Below are 18162 nucleotides of genomic sequence, written 5' to 3' on the forward strand. Positions count from 1 at the left end.
CATCCGGCGCAGACATCATACCGTCAACGCCGCCACCAGTTTCTCCAGTGCTGGCGTTGCCTGCTGCTGGTCATACACAATATACAAATCCGCCGGAATACGTTCCTCTAACGGACGGAACACCACACCCGGCCAGCTCATTTGCGCATAGCCATCAGCCATCAACGTAATCCCAATCCCCATACTGATCATCGCCAACACCGTTTGCGGCTCAACCACTTCCCGAATAATCATTGGCGAGAAACCCGCCTGTTGGCATACACGTTGTAAAAATCCCCAATCAGAATGCACGGAAGGCAGCGTGACAAAATATTCATTGCGCAACGCCGCCAGCGGCACAGAATCTCTGGATGCCAGATCGTGATCTTCCGGAACTGCAACCATGAATGCAGATTCATGCAAACGTATGCTGGTAAAACCGACTGCCGGTTCGATAGCCATACGCCAGATCCCTGCATCAAGCTCCCGACGCTCTAACAACGCCATTTGCATACCTGGAGACTTTTCGCGAAAAAGTACTTCAACATTGGGGTTTGCTTTCAAAAAGTGACGCATTGCAGGACGCATTCTTCCCCACAGCGCCGTACCAACCACACCCAGTTCAATGCGCCCCGCTTCACCGCGACCAATCTGCTCCACTCGCGCCAGCGCCTGATTTGCATTGGCTAACAAGCGACGTGACTCTTCCATCAAAACTTTCCCGGCATGGGTTAATGCAACGCTGCGGGAATGACGAATAAACAACAATGTACCCAGTTGCTGTTCAAGTTCTTTGATATGGATACTCAAGGGAGGTTGTGACATATTTAACCGGGCAGCAGCCCGGCCAAAATGCAATTCTTCTGCAACAGCGAGGAAATAACGTAATAGCTTTAGATCAATACGATGGGCTCGTTCCATCACTATCGCACTCCAGCAATAAGGGATAACGTCTGGAATTTACCATATTACCTAGTAAAAAATAGATTTAACGACAAGATACCCAATATACATAAATACAATAGATAACACCCCGGGTAAAACATTTGGTGCAGGAATAGGTATACGGCATAAAGTAAAAAATGCGCCAATACCAAATCCAATACCGGAGGAGAGAATAATTTCTTTCATGTTGTGTCCTTGTTCATAAAAATGGACTGGCGAACATCCTCTCGCCAGTCAAATAAAATTAATGTGCTAATGATTTGGTCGACAGTTTTTCTGGATGGTGCTGATATTTAAAGAACAATGCAAAAATAACGGCCAATGCCAGAGCGTAGGCGGCAAAGACCAGCCAGATGGTTTGCCAATCTTTTACACCATCAATAGAAAAATAATCCACGGCCATACCACTTAAAAGAGACCCAATCCACGCCCCCACGCCGTTAACCATGGTCATAAACAGCCCCTGCGCGCTGGCGCGAATACTTGAGTCCACTTCCTGCTCTACAAATACCGACCCTGAGATGTTGAAGAAATCAAATGCGCAGCCATAAACAATCATCGACAGCAGCAATAGCACAAAGCCAAACGGGGATGGATCGCCAAAGGCAAAGAAGCCGAAACGCAGCGTCCATGCCAGCATGCTCATCAGCATTACCGTTTTAATACCAAAGCGTTTAAGGAAGAACGGAATGGTGAGGATAAAGCCCACTTCCGCCATCTGCGAAACTGAAAGCAAGATAGAGGGATACTTCACCACAAAACTATCGGCAAACTCAGGATTACGGGCAAAATCATGCAGGAACGGATTACCGAAGACATTGGTAATTTGCAGCACCGCCCCCAACATCATCGCAAACAAAAAGAAGATTGCCATGCGTGGATTTTTAAACAGAACAAAAGCATCCAGTCCGAGCTTACTGGCAAGCGTGGTGTTCGCCTTCTTCTCGGCTACCGGAATTTTCGGTAACGTCAGTGCATACAGGGCCAGCAATAACGATGCGCCAGAAGCGATGTATAATTGCGCACTGCTCAGTTCCAGCCCCATCAGACTCACCGTCCACATCGCAACAATAAAACCTATTGTGCCGAAAACGCGCACAGGCGGAAATGACGTTACCGGATCCTGACCTGCTTTCGCCAGACAGGAGTACGAAACGCTATTGGATAATGCAATCGTTGGCATATACGCCATCGCATTAACCAACATCACCCAGAACATCGTCTGGGGATCGGTAACGGTGGTGGCGTACAATAACGCCCCCGCGCAAACCAGATGGCAAAGCATATAGGCTCGCTCAGCGCGCAGCCATTTATCAGCAATGATCCCCATAATGCCCGGCATGATAATCGCTGCCAGCCCTTTTGAGCTGTAGACCATACCGACATTCGCGCCGGTAAAATCCAGTGTATTGATCATGTAAGAGCCCAGGGTAACCAGCCAGCTCCCCCAGATAAAATATTGCAAGAACGACATGACTTTTAAGCGGGACGTAATACCCATTTTTTATTCCTTGCCGTGAGATAAAGCCCCAATACGGGGCCGTAGTCATTGTGTTTAGTCCAGCTTACGTAAAAAGCCGCAAATCAGATTTATAAAGTTCTGCCGAGAAAGTTCAGCCGCAGCCAGTGTTTGCGCATGGGAGAGTTTTACATCGCCCAGCCCTTCCGCCAGATTGGTGATCGCTGAGACAGCAACAACTTTGAGACCACAATGACGTGCGCTAATCACCTCAGGGACAACGGACATTCCGACCACATCGCCGCCAATAATCTGCATCATGCGGATTTCTGCCGCCGTTTCGAAGTTCGGACCCGGATAAGAAACAAATACGCCTTCAGTGAGGGGGAATCCCTCCTCTGCCGCAACGGACTGAAGCATGGCGCGATAATCTGCGTCATAAGCATTAGCCAGCGAGAAGAAGCGATCGCCATAACGATCATCGTTTGGCCCCACCATCGGCGTACCGGGCATCGTATTAATGTGATCGCTAAGCGCAACCAGGCTACCCGGCCCCACTTCCGGACGCAGAGATCCTGCCGCATTGGTGCAGAACAACACTTCACAGCCCAGTAATTTCAACGTGCGAATGGCATCGGTCATCACCGCCATTCCACGCCCTTCATAAAAATGCCCGCGGCCTTTCATACAGGCCACCGGAATACCCGCCAGATGGCCGAGCACCAGTTCACCAGCATGGCCGTGTACGGTGCTGACGGGAAATCCCGGCAATTTCTCGTAAGAAATGGCTACCGCATCTTCGATTTGGTCCGCCAGAGCACCCAACCCGGAGCCTAAAATAAACGCGACTCGCGGGGTAAATGCCGGTTTATGTGCATGAATAATATCAACACAATACTCAGGATTATGAGAAAAAAGAGCGTGAGGCATAAGTTTCCTTGTTCTATCGGATTTAATTTGACTCCTTTTTATAACGACCATCGCCCCTTGCTGACCAATACACTTTTCACGTGTCATCAATAGCCATTTAATATCGATAGATTTAGATCGCTTCTGTATTAATACAGAGGGAAAACAGTATTGGTTTTTGCTTGCACTTCATATTAACAATATGCCGCTTTCATATTTATAAACTGCCTCTTTTTAATTAACCCATTAATAATTATCGGCATAGGGAAATATGCTATGAAAAAAATCCTTACTCTGACGCTTTCTTCTTTACTCATTATTCCCACACTCATCCATGCGGAATTTAAAGGCGGGTTCGCCGATATCGGCCTCCATTACCTCGACTGGACATCAGACACCACGGAAAAAACCAGTAAAAAATCCCATAAAGATGATTTTGGGTACCTGGAACTGGAAGGCGGAGCGAATTTTAGCTGGGGAGAAATGTACGGGTTCTTCGACTGGGAAAATTTTTACAATGGCCGCCACGCCAAACCCGGCAGCGAACAGCGTTACACCTTTAAAAATACCAACCGTATTTATCTGGGCGATACAGGATTAAACCTCTATCTCCATGCCTACGGGACGTACGGTTCACCTCATCGCGCTAATTTCCATGATGACATGTTTCTCTATGGTTTAGGCTATAACTTCACAGGTAACGGTTACTGGTTTAAACCCTTCTTTGCCAAACGTTATACCGATCAGACCTACTACACAGGCGATAATGGTTATGTATTAGGTTGGGTGGCCGGCTATAGCTTCTCGTTGGGTAGTGAGAATTTCAGCGTAACGAACTGGAATGAGTATGAGTTTGACCGCGATGCGTCCTACGCTGCGGGCAATGGCGGGAAAGATGGCATTAATGGCGCAGTAGCGCTGTGGTGGAATGCGACTCCTCACCTGACCACAGGAGTACAATATCGTTACGCTGATAATAAGTTAGGAGAATCCTTCCTGCAGGATGGCATTATTTATTCCATCAAATACCTGTTTTAATACACTGCCCTGTCAAAAATGGCAGGGCAAGACCGCACCTCACGCACGGACAGATAGATATTTATAGCTGATACAGTGGATCTTTCGCCCTCGCGGCGGTTAATTCGCTGGCCTGGGTGCGTACTACATCCCATAACGCCTGCGCCGCGGTGGATAAAGAACGGTTTTTTCGCCGCGCCAGCATGAGCTGCCTTTCAACTACGGGCGTCAGCCGTTTAACCTGTAAGTGGCTGCCCTGCGGGAGCGGTAACGCCAGCGCGGGCAGCACGCTGATGCCGATTCCCGCTTCCACCATTGGAAAAAGCGTGGCCGGGTGACCAATCTCCTGAACAATATTGGCATCAATCGAAAAATGGGCCAGCGCCGCATCAATCAGCGGTCGACTGCCGGAAGCGTAATCCTGTAAGACCAGCGACGCCTGTTTAAGATCCTGCCAGCTTACCCATTCCTGATGCGCCAGCGGATGATCCTGGCGACACAACAGTAAAAAAGGCTCTGATAAGATGGCTTCACACTGTAAATCCACCGCTGCACCGGGATCGATAACGATGCCAAAATCCACTTCTCCCTGGCGGATACTCTCCAGCACCCACTGCTGCGGACGATCGTGCAATACAAAATCAATAGCGGGATAACGTGAATTACTTTGGGCAATGCATTGCGGAATAAGATGCGCAGAAATGGTTTGGCTCGCGGCAACGCGCACGGTGCCGGTTAATTGTGTCCCTACTCTGCCTGCATCGCGCAGTATGCTGTTCAGTTCATCAAGCACCCGCTCCAGACGCGTCGCCAGTTGTTGCCCCGCCTCGGTCAGCACCACCTCACGCGTAGTGCGATCCAGCAGTCTGACGCCGGTTTGCCGCTCCAGCTCTTTTACGCTATGACTGACCGCAGACTGGCTCAGTCCAATCCTGTCCCCTGCCCGACTAAAACTTTTGGCCTGGGCGACGGTAATAAAAATACGCAGTTGACGCAGTGAATAATTCATCGACTAGATTCATATATAGATGCAATAAATCAATTTTATTTCTCAAAGCGAAAAACGCAAAATAGCTGCACCGACTTTCAGGAGTTTTTATGAAACTTTTTCGTATCCTTGACCCTTTCACGCTGACACTTATCACCGTGGTACTGCTGGCCTCTTTTTTCCCGGCGGAAGGTGGCTTTGTGCCTGTCGTTGAAGGCATTACGACAGCGGCCATCGCTCTGCTGTTTTTTATGCATGGCGCGAAGCTTTCGCGTGAAGCGATCATCGCTGGCGGCAGCCACTGGCGGTTGCATCTGTGGGTCATGTGCAGCACTTTTGTGCTCTTTCCTGTCCTCGGCGTACTGTTTGCCTGGTGGGCGCCTGTCAATGTCGACCCTATGCTCTACAGCGGCTTTCTGTATCTGTGTATTTTGCCCGCCACCGTGCAGTCTGCGATTGCGTTTACTTCACTCGCGGGCGGTAACGTCGCGGCCGCGGTGTGCTCAGCGTCTGCGTCCAGTCTGCTGGGCATTTTCCTGTCGCCGCTGCTGGTCGGTCTGGTAATGAATATTCATGGCGCGCAGGGCAGTCTGGAAGAGGTGGGCAAAATTATGCTGCAACTGCTGCTGCCTTTTGTGCTGGGACACCTGTCTCGCCCGTGGATCGGCAACTGGGTCGCGCGCAACAAAAAGTGGATCGCGAAAACGGATCAGACCTCTATTCTGCTGGTGGTCTACTCGGCGTTCAGCGAAGCGGTGGTCAACGGCATCTGGCACAAAGTCGGCTGGGGATCGCTGCTGTTTATCGTCGTGGTCAGCCTCATACTGTTGGCGATCGTCATCGCTATTAACGTCTTTGTCGCCCGTAAATGCGGCTTCAATAAAGCCGACGAAATCACTATTGTTTTCTGCGGTTCGAAAAAAAGCCTGGCCAACGGGATCCCGATGGCCAATATTCTTTTTCCGACGTCAGTGCTGGGTATGATGGTATTACCGCTGATGATCTTCCACCAGATCCAACTGATGGTCTGCGCAGGGCTGGCGCGGCGCTACAAACGCCAGACCGAGAAGTTACAGGCGCAGCAGGAAAGCCGCGCCGCGAAAGCTTAAAGCGGGCGTTTCAGGGGCTGTACCAGTTGCGTCAGCCCCTCGGTTTTAATCAGCAGAGTGATTTGCATCAACTCCCCCAGTTTACCCGCCGGAAATTGATCTTTACGGGCAAACCACAGCAAATACTCTTCCGGAAGGTCGATCAATCGACGTCCCTGATATTTGCCGAACGGCATCACGGTGTTGGCGATTTCAACCAGCTGCTCTTTTTCCATCTCAGGCACCCAGTAAGCGGATCATTTCCGCTTCATCAATCACGGTAATACCCAGTTCCTGCGCTTTGGTCAGTTTGGAACCCGCCGCTTCACCGGCAATCACCAGATCGGTTTTCTTCGATACGCTGCCTGCCACTTTCGCGCCCAGCGCCACTAAACGCGCTTTAGCGTCATCGCGGGACATCTGGCTCAGGCTACCGGTTAGTACCACGGTTTTACCGGCAAACGGGCTATCGATCTCTTGCACATTAATGACTACCGGCGCGGGCCAGTGAACCCCTTCCGCCAGTAGCTGCCCAATCACGTCACGATTACTCTCTTCGGCAAAAAAGTTAAAGACGTGCGTAGCGACCACAATCCCCACGTCAGGTACTTTCTGCAACTCGTCAATGGTGGCGGCCTGCAGCGCCTCCAGCGTGCCGAAATAAGCCGCCAGCCCCGCCGCCGTCGCCTCACCCACTTCACGGATGCCCAGCGCATAGAGAAAACGCGCAAAGGTCGTCGCTTTGGCTTTTTCCAGCGCGTTTACAACATTTTGCGCGGACTTTGGCCCCATTCGGTCCAGGCCGGTCAGTTTACCCGCCGTCAGACGGAACAGATCCGCTGGCGTATGGACATACTCCCTTTCCACCAGTTGGTCGATGATCTTATCGCCCATCCCGTCTACATCCATCGCCCGGCGCGACACAAAATGTTTCAGCGACTCTTTACGCTGCGCGCCACAAATCAGCCCGCCGGTACAACGGGTAACGGCTTCGCCTTCAACGCGCTCTACGTCCGATCCGCACACCGGACAGTGCGTTGGAAACACAATCGGACGCGTCTCTTCAGGGCGTTCGGACAGAACCACGTTGACCACCTGAGGGATCACATCTCCTGCCCGACGGATAACCACCTTATCGCCAATACGCAAGCCAAGCCGTTCAATTTCATCGGCATTATGCAACGTGGCATTGCTGACCAGCACACCAGCCACCTGAACCGGTTCCAGACGCGCCACCGGCGTAATCGCCCCGGTGCGCCCGACCTGAAACTCAACATCGCGCACAAAAGTCATCTGCTCCTGAGCAGGGAATTTAAACGCCACCGCCCAGCGCGGCGCGCGGGCCACAAAGCCCAGCTGTTCCTGCAAAGCCAGCGAGTTGACCTTAATCACCACGCCGTCGATATCAAAACCGAGCGTGGGGCGATCTTTTTCGACGTTGCGATAAAAATCCAGTACCGCCTGGGGAGAATCGCACAGCGTCACGCGATCGCTGACCGGTAACCCCCACGCTTTAAATTGCAGCAAACGTCCCAGATGCGTATCCGGCAACTCGCCGCCTTCCAGAATACCGACGCCGTAGCAGAAAAATGTTAGCGGTCGCTTCGCCGTAATACGCGGATCGAGCTGACGCAGCGAGCCCGCCGCCGCGTTACGCGGGTTAGCAAACACTTTGCCGCCAGTACGGCGCGCGTCTTCATTGATCTTTTCGAACCCGGCCTGCGGTAAAAATACCTCTCCGCGAACTTCAAGACGCGCCGGAATGTTATCGCCATGCAGCTTTAAAGGAATGGCGCGAATCGTGCGCACGTTTGAAGTGATATCTTCACCGGTGGTGCCGTCGCCACGCGTCGCAGCGCTCACCAGCACGCCGTTTTCATACAGAATGCTGACCGCCAGGCCATCCAGTTTTAGCTCGCAGCACCAGATGACATTTTCCGTGCTTTTTAGACGATCCTGCACTCGCTTGTTAAACGCCAGGAAGCTTTCTTCATCAAATACGTTATCGAGCGACAGCATCGGTACTTCATGGCGAATCTGGTTGAATGCCGTCAGCGGCGCCGCGCCAACGCGCTGCGTGGGCGAATCCGGCGTGATAAGGTCCGGACGTTGCGCCTCCAGCTCTCGCAGTTCCCGCATCAGGCGGTCATATTCGGCGTCGGGAATCTCCGGCGCATCCATCACATGATACAGATATTCATGATGGCGAAGCGTGGTTCGCAGTTCTGTCAGTTGTTGTTCGATTGGTTCCATATCACACCATCAATGATAAAAAACCCCCGACAGGCGGGGGTTACGTTAAAAATGTCACACCTGCGTTAACCTCAGGCGTTAGCGTCCATCACCTCGCGGATGCGGTCCTGATATTCGCGCAGTTTCTGCGGCGTCATCATCCGACGCTGGTCATCCAGCACGACGCCGCCGACCTCATCAGCGATATGCTGCGCGGATTGCAGCATCAGCTTGAAGTTCTGCAGCGCATCGCCGTAAGACGGTACCTGCATAAAGATAGTGACGCCAGGCGTAGTGAAGTCCGTCATTTCAGGATCGAACGTTCCCGGATTGACCATATTCGCGAGACTGAACAAGGCCGGGCCGCTGCCGTCCGGGCTCAAATGACGATGGAAAATATTCATATCGCCAAATTTAAAGCCTGACTGCTGAATACTGTTCAGTAACACTTCACCATTAAGCTCGCTGCCATGATGGGCCGCGACGTTCATAATGATGACCGCCTCTTTACGCTGCGGTTTTTCCACAACCGGCGCTTCTTCCACTACCGGTTCTGCCTCAACCACAGGTTCCGCAGGCTGGAAGGTTTGCGCTGATGGCGGCGGCGCGGGCTGCGCAACAGGCTGCGGCGTTTGCGACGGCGGTGCAGGCTGCTGTTGCGGCGGCTGTACCGGCGGCGCAGATGGCTGAACCTGCTGAGGCTGCGGCGCAGGTTGGACCGGTTGCTGAACCGGCTGTTGCATCGGCGCTTGCGGCTGCGGCGGCGCCGCTGGACGCGGTTGCGCAGACGCATAAGGCGGCTGGTACTGGTGTTGCGGCGACTGACGAGGGGCATCATGCTCCTGCGGCTGGCCGGGGGCATGATTTACGCGGTGAACACGAACTTCACCCACGCCTTCGTCTTCTTCAACATCGTCGTCATACGAGTCGTCGTCGCGTTTCGATTTCATGCGTTTTAGTGGACGATCGCGGAACATAGAAGATCGTTCTTTACGGCTGGTCCAGAAACCATGTACCAGTAAAGCGATTATGGCGATCGCGCCAACAATGATTAATATCAGACGCAAATCCTGCATCATTATATTCTCTGTTGTTCTAACACCTTGCCACCACGGCAAACATTTACTCACTAAGAGTATTTGCCGATTACGTCAAGTGCAAGTGTACTGTTGGCTTTCGCAGCATAAAGATGAAGGAAAATGTACTTTTTGCTGTTTTTTCGAACATTTCCGAACTATCCACCGTCTGATAACCGGGTAAGATATCCCACGTTTACCCAGGGCTTTAAGAAAAAGGAGTATGTCCTGAATATGGTTTCATCATCCACAACCGTACCACGTAGCGGCGTCTATTATTTCTCGCAAGGATGGAAGTTAGTCACCCTACCGGGAATCCGCCGCTTTGTTATTTTACCTTTGCTGGTCAACATTGTGCTGATGGGCGGCGCATTTTGGTGGCTGTTTACGCAGCTTGACGCCTGGATACCTTCGTTGATGAGTCATGTGCCGGACTGGCTGCAATGGCTGAGCTATCTGCTGTGGCCGATTGCGGTTATCTCTGTTCTGCTGGTCTTTGGCTATTTTTTCTCTACCCTCGCCAACTGGATCGCCGCGCCGTTTAACGGCCTTTTAGCCGAACAGCTTGAGGCGCGGTTAACCGGCGCCACGCCGCCAGATACCGGCATACTCGGCATCATGAAAGATGTACCGCGCATTATGAAACGTGAATGGCAAAAGCTGGCGTGGTATCTGCCGCGCGCTATTGTGCTGCTGGTTCTCTATTTCATTCCTGGCATTGGCCAAACCATCGCGCCGGTGTTGTGGTTTTTGTTCAGCGCCTGGATGCTGGCGATCCAGTATTGCGACTACCCGTTTGATAACCACAAAGTGCCGTTTAAAACGATGCGCGCCGCGTTGCGCACGCAGAAGGTGGCGAATATGCAATTTGGCGCGCTCACCAGCCTCTTTACGATGATTCCGGTGCTTAACCTGTTCATTATGCCTGTCGCCGTCTGTGGCGCGACGGCAATGTGGGTTGATTGCTGGCGTGCTAAGCACGCGTTATGGAAATAACGTAAAAATGTATAAATAAGAGATGGCTTATGCTGTCTCTTATTCCATACTGATAACCATTATTTCCCATCAGCATATAGATATGCGAAATCCTTACTTCCCCATATCTGGCTGGAAGGTATGCTGGGAAGGTATCCCAATTTCATACAGTTAAGGACAGGCCATGAGTAAGATTTATGAAGATAACTCGCTGACTATCGGTCATACGCCGCTGGTTCGACTGAACCGTATCGGTAATGGACGCATTCTGGCGAAGGTGGAGTCGCGCAACCCGAGCTTCAGCGTCAAGTGCCGTATCGGCGCCAATATGATTTGGGATGCCGAAAAGCGTGGCGTACTGAAACCTGGCGTGGAACTGGTGGAGCCGACCAGCGGCAACACCGGTATTGCGCTGGCGTATGTCGCCGCCGCGCGCGGTTACAAACTCACCCTGACCATGCCGGAGACCATGAGCATTGAACGCCGCAAGCTACTCAAAGCATTAGGCGCGAATCTGGTGCTGACCGAAGGGGCGAAAGGGATGAAAGGCGCTATTCAGAAAGCCGAAGAAATTGTCGCCAGCGATCCGCAAAAATATCTCCTGCTCCAGCAGTTCAGCAACCCTGCCAACCCGGAAATCCATGAAAAAACTACCGGCCCGGAAATCTGGGAAGACACCGATGGTCAGGTGGATGTGTTTATCTCCGGCGTCGGCACTGGCGGTACGTTAACCGGCGTCACGCGTTATATCAAAGGGACGAAGGGTAAAACCGATCTTATCACCGTTGCGGTAGAACCCACTGACTCCCCGGTTATCGCCCAGGCGCTGGCTGGTGAAGAGATCAAACCAGGCCCGCATAAAATTCAGGGCATCGGCGCAGGCTTCATCCCGGGCAACCTGGATCTGAAACTGATTGATAAAGTGGTTGGCATCACCAATGAAGAAGCCATTTCTACCGCGCGCCGTCTGATGGAAGAGGAAGGTATTCTGGCAGGAATTTCTTCCGGCGCCGCGGTTGCTGCAGCGCTTAAGCTGCAGGAAGATGAAAGCTTTACCAATAAGAATATTGTGGTTATCCTACCTTCATCGGGTGAGCGTTATCTGAGCACCGCGTTGTTCGCCGATCTCTTTACTGAGAAAGAACTGCAACAGTGATGCCAGCATGTTAAAAACGCGTAAAAAAGCACCTTTTTGGGTGCTTTTTTGTGGCCTGCTTCAAACTTTCACCTCACCTGGCATTGATTCACCCTGCCGGAACTGGTATTTAACCAGACTAATTATTTTGATGCGCGAAATTAATCGTTACAGGAAAAGCGTTAGCTGAATCGATTTTATGATTTGGTTCAAATCTTCCTTTCGCGGCATAATGTTTAATGACGAGCGAAACGTCAGCGGCCATAAGTTGCCAGCAACGGATTGCGTAGAACACCTTTTGTGTCGCGTCCCGTTTACGCCGGCGCTAACAATACAGGCTAAAGTTGAGCCGCCAGGCTAGACTTTAGTTCCACAACACTAAACCTATAAGTTGGGGAAATACAATGTTCCAGCAAGAAGTTACCATTACCGCTCCGAACGGTCTGCACACCCGCCCTGCTGCTCAGTTTGTTAAAGAAGCAAAAGGCTTCACTTCTGAGATTACTGTGACTTCCAACGGCAAAAGCGCCAGCGCGAAAAGCCTGTTTAAACTGCAGACTCTGGGCCTGACTCAAGGCACCGTCGTCACCATCTCCGCAGAAGGTGAAGATGAGCAGAAAGCGGTTGAACATCTGGTCAAACTGATGGCGGAACTCGAGTAAGTTTTTTTCCGGGTTCTTTTAAAAATCAGTCACAAGTAAGGTAGGGTTATGATTTCAGGCATTTTAGCATCCCCGGGTATCGCTTTCGGCAAAGCACTGCTGCTGAAAGAAGACGAAATCGTCATTGACCGGAAAAAAATTTCTGCCGACAAGGTTGATCAGGAAGTTGAACGTTTTCTGAGCGGTCGTGCCAAGGCATCTGCGCAACTGGAAGCGATCAAGACAAAAGCTGGTGAAACGTTCGGTGAAGAAAAAGAAGCCATCTTTGAAGGGCATATTATGCTGCTCGAAGATGAGGAGCTGGAGCAGGAAATCATAGCCCTGATTAAAGATAAGCACATGACGGCTGACGCAGCCGCACATGAAGTTATCGAAGGTCAGGCCACTGCCCTGGAAGAACTGGATGATGAATACCTGAAAGAGCGCGCGGCTGACGTACGTGATATCGGTAAGCGCCTGCTGCGCAACATCCTGGGTCTGGCCATTATCGATCTGAGCGCGATTCAGGAAGAAGTTATCCTGGTTGCCGCTGACCTGACGCCGTCAGAAACCGCGCAGTTGAACCTGCAGAAAGTGCTGGGCTTCATCACCGACGCGGGCGGACGTACGTCTCACACCTCCATCATGGCGCGTTCTCTGGAACTGCCGGCGATCGTAGGTACCGGTAGCGTCACCGCTCAGGTGAAAAACGGCGACTATCTGATTCTGGATGCCGTAAACAACCAGGTTTACGTCAACCCGACCAACGATGTTATTGAGCAACTGCGCGCCGTCCAGGAGCAGGTTGCGACCGAGAAAGCGGAACTCGCAAAACTGAAAGATCTGCCGGCAATCACGCTGGATGGACATCAGGTCGAAGTTTGCGCCAACATCGGTACCGTTCGCGACGTTGAAGGCGCTGAGCGTAACGGCGCGGAAGGCGTTGGTCTGTATCGTACTGAATTCCTGTTCATGGATCGCGACGCGCTGCCGACAGAAGAAGAGCAGTTTGCCGCCTATAAAGCGGTCGCTGAAGCGTGCGGCTCGCAGGCGGTTATCGTCCGTACCATGGACATTGGTGGCGACAAAGAGCTGCCTTACATGAACTTCCCGAAAGAAGAGAACCCGTTCCTGGGCTGGCGCGCCGTGCGTATCGCCATGGATCGCAAAGAGATCCTGCGTGACCAGGTTCGCGCGATTCTGCGTGCCTCCGCTTTCGGTAAATTGCGCATTATGTTCCCGATGATCATCTCTGTTGAAGAAGTTCGCGCGCTGCGCAAAGAGATTGAAATCTACAAACAGGAACTGCGTGACGAAGGTAAAGCATTTGACGAAAGCATTGAGATTGGCGTGATGGTGGAAACACCGGCTGCGGCGACAATTGCGCGTCATTTAGCCAAAGAAGTTGATTTCTTTAGTATCGGTACCAATGATTTAACGCAGTACACCCTGGCAGTTGACCGTGGTAATGATATGATTTCACACCTTTACCAGCCAATGTCACCGTCCGTACTGAACTTGATCAAGCAAGTTATTGATGCTTCTCATGCAGAAGGTAAATGGACTGGCATGTGTGGTGAGCTTGCAGGCGACGAACGTGCTACACTTCTGTTGCTGGGGATGGGTCTGGACGAATTCTCTATGAGCGCCATTTCTATCCCGCGCATTAAGAAGATTATCCGTAACACGAACTTCGAAGATGCGAAGGTGTTAGCAGAGCAGGCTCTTGCTCAACCGACAACGGACGAGTTAATGACGCTGGTTAACAAGTTCATTGAAGAAAAAACAATCTGCTAATCCACGAGATGCGGCCCAATTTACTGCTTAGGAGAAGATCATGGGTTTGTTCGATAAACTAAAATCTCTGGTTTCTGATGATAAGAAAGACACCGGAACTATTGAGATTGTTGCCCCGCTCTCTGGCGAGATCGTCAACATCGAAGACGTGCCGGATGTAGTTTTTGCTGAAAAAATCGTTGGTGATGGCATCGCTATCAAACCAACCGGTAACAAAATGGTCGCCCCTGTTGACGGTACCATCGGCAAAATCTTTGAAACCAACCATGCGTTCTCTATCGAATCCGATAGCGGCATTGAGCTGTTCGTTCACTTCGGTATCGACACCGTTGAGCTGAAAGGCGAAGGCTTCAAGCGTATTGCTGAAGAAGGTCAGCGCGTGAAAGTTGGCGATCCGGTCATCGAGTTCGATCTGCCGTTGCTGGAAGAAAAAGCCAAGTCTACCCTGACTCCGGTTGTTATCTCCAACATGGATGAAATCAAAGAACTGATCAAACTGTCCGGTAGCGTGACCGTGGGTGAAACTCCGGTTATCCGCATTAAGAAGTAATTCTTGCCGCAGTGAAGAATGGCGCCTTTGGGCGCCATTTTTTTGCCTGTACTTGCGCCGCCATCCGGCGATGGTGCGGCGTACTGCCTGATGGCGCTACGCTTATCAGGCCTACAAGGTTGCGAACATTTCAGCGCCAATCCACGGGTTACAACTGCGAGGTCACCGGGCGAAAGCACTTCTCGCGCATCAGGATCTTCATCCCATCCGGGCCACTCTCCAGCATCCTGCGTTCGGAATCGGACACTTGCAACTCGCACTGATAGCCGCCAGTGATGCCAAACATCGCCCGCGCCACGCAGATATCTTCCAGCGCGTCCAGCCCGCTCGTTTCAAAATGCCCCACGATACGTCCCTGCTGGCGAACTACCAGCCGATAACTCTTCATCGCGCCTCCCCTGCCGGCGGCAGAATTAACTCATCACAGCCACACTGCTGTGTCCAGGTCATCACTTCCAGCACGCGCTGCGCCGCATCTTTTGCCGCGGTCGTCAGTTTTTTTCCCTGCACAATACCGCTGACCAGGTCGGCGCAGAAGAGATCTCCCGTCCCTTTTAATTCCGTCGCCACCCGCGGGTGGGCAAAGACCTCCACGACCTGCGCGGTAACGACGGCAACCGTTATGGTCTCCAGAGATTCGCCCGGCGCGCTGGTGATAACCACCCATTTCAGCGTATCGGAAAGCAGCGATTGCGCCGCCGCCACCGCCTCTTCCAGCGTGCGACACGGTTTACCACTCAGCATCTCCAGCTCAAATACGTTCGGCGTTAGCCCCTGCGCCTGCGGCAACAAATGTGTGCGATAAGCCTGCGGAATTTCCGCCTGCACATACATTCCACTGTCGGTATCGCCAATGACCGGATCAACAAGAATACACACATCCGGATGCGAAGCCCGGATCGCCATTAGCCACTTCGAAAGCAAGACAATTTGGTCTGCGCTGCCCATGTAACCGGTGGTAATCGCTTTTAATTCACGTAGCGCATCGCGCTCATTCAACGCCGTAAGGTAGCCTGCAAACCACTCGGCGGGAATAATGCCGCCATAAAACGTTTTATAGTGCGGCGTATTGCTGAACAGCACCGTCGGGACAGCCGCCACGCGTAATCCCTGCGCTTTAATGGCCGGAACAGCGATGCTGTTGCCTACGCTGCCGTACACGACCTGTGACTGGACGGCGACGATATCGGTCTGTAACGCCCGATGGTTGTCGTCGAAGAGCACTGACTGAATATCACTCTCTTGTCCCATAAAATTTTCCTCTCGCTGGACAGCAGGCTACCGCCTCATTATCATTGTCATATGCTAAAATTCATTTTGTCATAGGTCAATAATGATCGACGGAAAAACCGCTAACGAAATTTTTGACAGTATCCGTCAACACATTATCGCCGGCACGTTACGGGCGGAGGATTCGCTCCCGCCGGTACGGGAGCTGGCAAGCGAATTAAAGGTGAACCGCAATACCGTCGCAGCGGCGTATAAACGGCTGATAACGGCGGGACTGGCGCAAAGTTTAGGCCGCAATGGGACGGTGATTAAAGGCAGTCCGTCTCCCGTAGCGCTGGAAGGCGGCGATCCACATACGCCTCTGCACGACCTTTCCGGCGGCAATCCCGATCCGCAGCGTCTGCCTGACCTTAGCCGTTATTTTGCTCGTCTCAGCCGCACGCCGCATCTCTACGGCGATGCGCCCGTTTCCCCTGAACTACACGCCTGGGCGGCGCGCTGGCTACGGGATGCCACCCCCGTCGCAGGCGAAATTGATATCACCAGCGGAGCTATCGACGCTATCGAAAGACTGCTTTGCGCGCATCTGCTGCCGGGCGACAGCGTCGCGGTGGAAGATCCCTGTTTTTTAAGCAGTATCAATATGCTGCGCTATGCCGGTTTTAGCGCCAGCCCGGTCAGTGTGGATAGCGAAGGAATGCAGCCTGAAAAGCTGGAACAGGCGCTAAACCAGGGCGCGCGGGCAGTGATCTTAACGCCGCGCGCACACAACCCTACCGGCTGTAGCCTGAGCGCTCGCCGCGCCGCTGCGCTGCAAAATATGCTGGCGCGTTACCCTCAGGTACTGGTCATTATCGACGATCACTTCGCTCTACTTTCTTCGTCGCCCTGGCAGCCGGTTATTGCGCAGACAACGCAACACTGGGCGGTGATACGCTCCGTTTCCAAAGCCCTCGGCCCCGATTTACGTCTTGCTATTGTCGCCAGCGACAGCGCGACCTCGGAAAAACTTCGGCTGAGGCTAAATGCCGGTAGTCAGTGGGTCAGCCATCTGTTACAGGATCTGGTCTACGCCTGCCTGACCGACCCTGAGTATCAGCACAGGCTGGCGCAAACGCGGCTGTTTTACGCCGCCCGGCAACAAAAACTGGCCTGCGCCCTACAGCAATATGGCATCGCCATTTCTCCCGGCGACGGCGTGAATGCCTGGCTCCCGCTGGACACCCATAGCCAGGCTACCGCGTTTACGCTGGCAAAATCCGGCTGGCTGGTACGTGAGGGAGAAGCCTTTGGCGTAAGCGCGCCGTCTCACGGTCTACGTATCACGCTGTCGACATTAAATGACGGCGAGATCAACACGCTGGCGGCTGATATCCATCAGGCGCTAAATCGCTAACAGGAGAAAATAACGTGCGAGTTCATTTTGTTGTCCATGAGTCGTTTGAATCCGCTGGCGCTTATCTGAAATGGGCTGAAGATCGCGGTTATACCATTTCATGGTCGCGCGTCTATGCCGGAGAAGCGCTACCGCCCAATGCCGATGAGTTCGATATGCTCGTGGTATTTGGCGGTCCGCAGTCGCCGCGCACCACCCGCGAAGAGTGCCCGTACTTTGACTCTCGCGCCGAACAGCACTTAATTAATCAGGCGATTACGGCCCGGCGAATGGTTATCGGCATTTGTCTTGGTTCGCAGCTCATTGGCGAGGCGCTGGGCGCCGCTGTGTGCCAAAGTCCGGAAAAAGAGATTGGCCACTACCCTATTACGCTCACTGAAGCCGGTCTGCGGCATCCGCTTATCGCCCACTTTGGCTCCCCGTTAACCGTCGGCCACTGGCACAACGATATGCCAGGACTCACCGATCAGGCGACCGTGCTGGCCGAAAGCGAAGGCTGTCCACGTCAGATAGTGCAGTACGGCAATTTTGTCTACGGCTTCCAGTGTCATATGGAATTTACCGTCGAGGCGGTTGAAGGATTAATCCAACATTCGCAGCAGGAGCTGGCCGACGCGCAAGGGAAGCGTTTTATCCGCTCGGTTGCCGAAATGCGCGCATGGGATTACCAGCAGATGAATGAAAAGCTGTGGCGTTTTCTGGATGAACTCACGCTGGCGCACTCACAGAAATAACCCCACCAGGA

General features: G+C 52.5%; 19 protein-coding genes. 9 read left to right on the forward strand and 10 right to left on the reverse strand.

Going from position 1 to position 18162, the window contains the following annotated elements:
* Positions 1–15 precede the first annotated feature (15 nt).
* From NA624_RS18185 to xapA, 4 genes are read right to left on the reverse strand one after another with little or no spacing between them, the layout of a single operon-like run.
* On the reverse strand, positions 16–900 hold the full coding sequence (locus tag NA624_RS18185; RefSeq protein WP_000438884.1) for a LysR family transcriptional regulator: 885 nt from the start codon (positions 898–900) through the stop codon (positions 16–18).
* Positions 901–951: 51 nt separating this feature from the next.
* Entirely contained in the window at positions 952–1110 is a 159-nt protein-coding gene (locus NA624_RS18190) for a XapX domain-containing protein (RefSeq protein ID WP_000658727.1), read from the reverse strand.
* A gap of 58 nt (positions 1111–1168) precedes the next feature.
* Positions 1169–2425, reverse strand: a complete 1257-nt coding sequence (locus tag NA624_RS18195) for a nucleoside permease (protein WP_000513241.1) — start codon at positions 2423–2425, stop codon at positions 1169–1171.
* A 54-nt stretch (positions 2426–2479) separates the two neighbouring features.
* Positions 2480–3313: a xanthosine phosphorylase gene (xapA, locus tag NA624_RS18200; protein ID WP_001119754.1), complete on the reverse strand. Its 834-nt coding sequence runs from the start codon at positions 3311–3313 to the stop codon at positions 2480–2482.
* A gap of 255 nt (positions 3314–3568) precedes the next feature.
* Here xapA and NA624_RS18205 point away from each other — a divergent pair, with 255 nt between their 5' ends.
* Positions 3569–4330, forward strand: a complete 762-nt coding sequence (locus NA624_RS18205) for a nucleoside-specific channel-forming Tsx family protein (RefSeq protein ID WP_000722935.1) — start codon at positions 3569–3571, stop codon at positions 4328–4330.
* Positions 4331–4391: 61 nt separating this feature from the next.
* On the opposite strand, the gene NA624_RS18210 is transcribed toward NA624_RS18205, so the two are convergent.
* On the reverse strand, positions 4392–5318 hold the full coding sequence (locus NA624_RS18210) for a LysR family transcriptional regulator (protein ID WP_001109836.1): 927 nt from the start codon (positions 5316–5318) through the stop codon (positions 4392–4394).
* 89 nt (positions 5319–5407) lie between these two features.
* Between NA624_RS18210 and NA624_RS18215 the strand changes: the two genes are divergently transcribed.
* Positions 5408–6406, forward strand: coding sequence for a bile acid:sodium symporter family protein (locus NA624_RS18215; RefSeq protein WP_000765569.1), 999 nt, complete (start codon positions 5408–5410; stop codon positions 6404–6406).
* On the opposite strand, the gene NA624_RS18220 is transcribed toward NA624_RS18215, so the two are convergent.
* From NA624_RS18220 to zipA, 3 genes are all read right to left on the reverse strand, one after another.
* On the reverse strand, positions 6403–6621 hold the full coding sequence (locus NA624_RS18220) for a DUF3820 family protein (protein WP_001519708.1): 219 nt from the start codon (positions 6619–6621) through the stop codon (positions 6403–6405). The genes NA624_RS18215 and NA624_RS18220 overlap by 4 nt on opposite strands.
* A gap of 1 nt (position 6622) precedes the next feature.
* Positions 6623–8638, reverse strand: a complete 2016-nt coding sequence (gene ligA, locus NA624_RS18225; RefSeq protein WP_000433282.1) for an NAD-dependent DNA ligase LigA — start codon at positions 8636–8638, stop codon at positions 6623–6625.
* 71 nt (positions 8639–8709) lie between these two features.
* Positions 8710–9696, reverse strand: coding sequence for a cell division protein ZipA (zipA, locus tag NA624_RS18230; protein ID WP_000983115.1), 987 nt, complete (start codon positions 9694–9696; stop codon positions 8710–8712).
* Between the two features lie 231 nt (positions 9697–9927).
* On the opposite strand from zipA, the gene cysZ reads away from it, so the two are divergent.
* The 5 genes from cysZ to crr all read left to right on the forward strand — a co-directional run bounded on the left by cysZ (position 9928) and on the right by crr (position 14791).
* On the forward strand, positions 9928–10689 hold the full coding sequence (cysZ, locus tag NA624_RS18235) for a sulfate transporter CysZ (RefSeq protein WP_000255008.1): 762 nt from the start codon (positions 9928–9930) through the stop codon (positions 10687–10689).
* Positions 10690–10852: 163 nt separating this feature from the next.
* On the forward strand, positions 10853–11824 hold the full coding sequence (cysK, locus tag NA624_RS18240) for a cysteine synthase A (RefSeq protein ID WP_000036904.1): 972 nt from the start codon (positions 10853–10855) through the stop codon (positions 11822–11824).
* Between the two features lie 383 nt (positions 11825–12207).
* Complete coding sequence (gene ptsH, locus NA624_RS18245) at positions 12208–12465, forward strand: phosphocarrier protein Hpr (protein WP_000487600.1); 258 nt, start codon at positions 12208–12210, stop codon at positions 12463–12465.
* A gap of 48 nt (positions 12466–12513) precedes the next feature.
* A complete protein-coding gene (ptsI, locus tag NA624_RS18250) occupies positions 12514–14241 on the forward strand; it encodes a phosphoenolpyruvate-protein phosphotransferase PtsI (RefSeq protein WP_000623114.1) in 1728 nt (575 codons plus the stop codon).
* 40 nt (positions 14242–14281) lie between these two features.
* Positions 14282–14791: a PTS glucose transporter subunit IIA gene (gene crr, locus NA624_RS18255; protein ID WP_000522253.1), complete on the forward strand. Its 510-nt coding sequence runs from the start codon at positions 14282–14284 to the stop codon at positions 14789–14791.
* Positions 14792–14939: 148 nt separating this feature from the next.
* Here the strand turns inward: crr and NA624_RS18260 are convergent, their stop codons facing one another.
* Complete coding sequence (locus NA624_RS18260) at positions 14940–15179, reverse strand: hypothetical protein (protein WP_000844541.1); 240 nt, start codon at positions 15177–15179, stop codon at positions 14940–14942.
* Complete coding sequence (gene pdxK / locus NA624_RS18265; RefSeq protein WP_000529600.1) at positions 15176–16042, reverse strand: pyridoxine/pyridoxal/pyridoxamine kinase; 867 nt, start codon at positions 16040–16042, stop codon at positions 15176–15178. The genes NA624_RS18260 and pdxK overlap by 4 nt, the downstream gene beginning before the upstream one ends.
* Positions 16043–16124: 82 nt before the next feature.
* Between pdxK and ptsJ the strand changes: the two genes are divergently transcribed.
* Together ptsJ and NA624_RS18275 are read left to right on the forward strand one after the other, a co-directional pair.
* The gene (gene ptsJ / locus NA624_RS18270) at positions 16125–17417 is read left to right on the forward strand and encodes a transcriptional regulator PtsJ (RefSeq protein WP_000565116.1); all 1293 of its coding nucleotides are present in this window, start codon (positions 16125–16127) and stop codon (positions 17415–17417) included.
* 14 nt (positions 17418–17431) lie between these two features.
* The gene (locus NA624_RS18275; protein WP_001263752.1) at positions 17432–18151 is read left to right on the forward strand and encodes a type 1 glutamine amidotransferase; all 720 of its coding nucleotides are present in this window, start codon (positions 17432–17434) and stop codon (positions 18149–18151) included.
* The last annotated feature ends 11 nt before the right edge of the window (positions 18152–18162 follow it).

The organism is Salmonella sp. NW38, assembly GCF_051807745.1.
Taxonomy (GTDB): Bacteria; Pseudomonadota; Gammaproteobacteria; order Enterobacterales; family Enterobacteriaceae; genus Salmonella; species Salmonella enterica.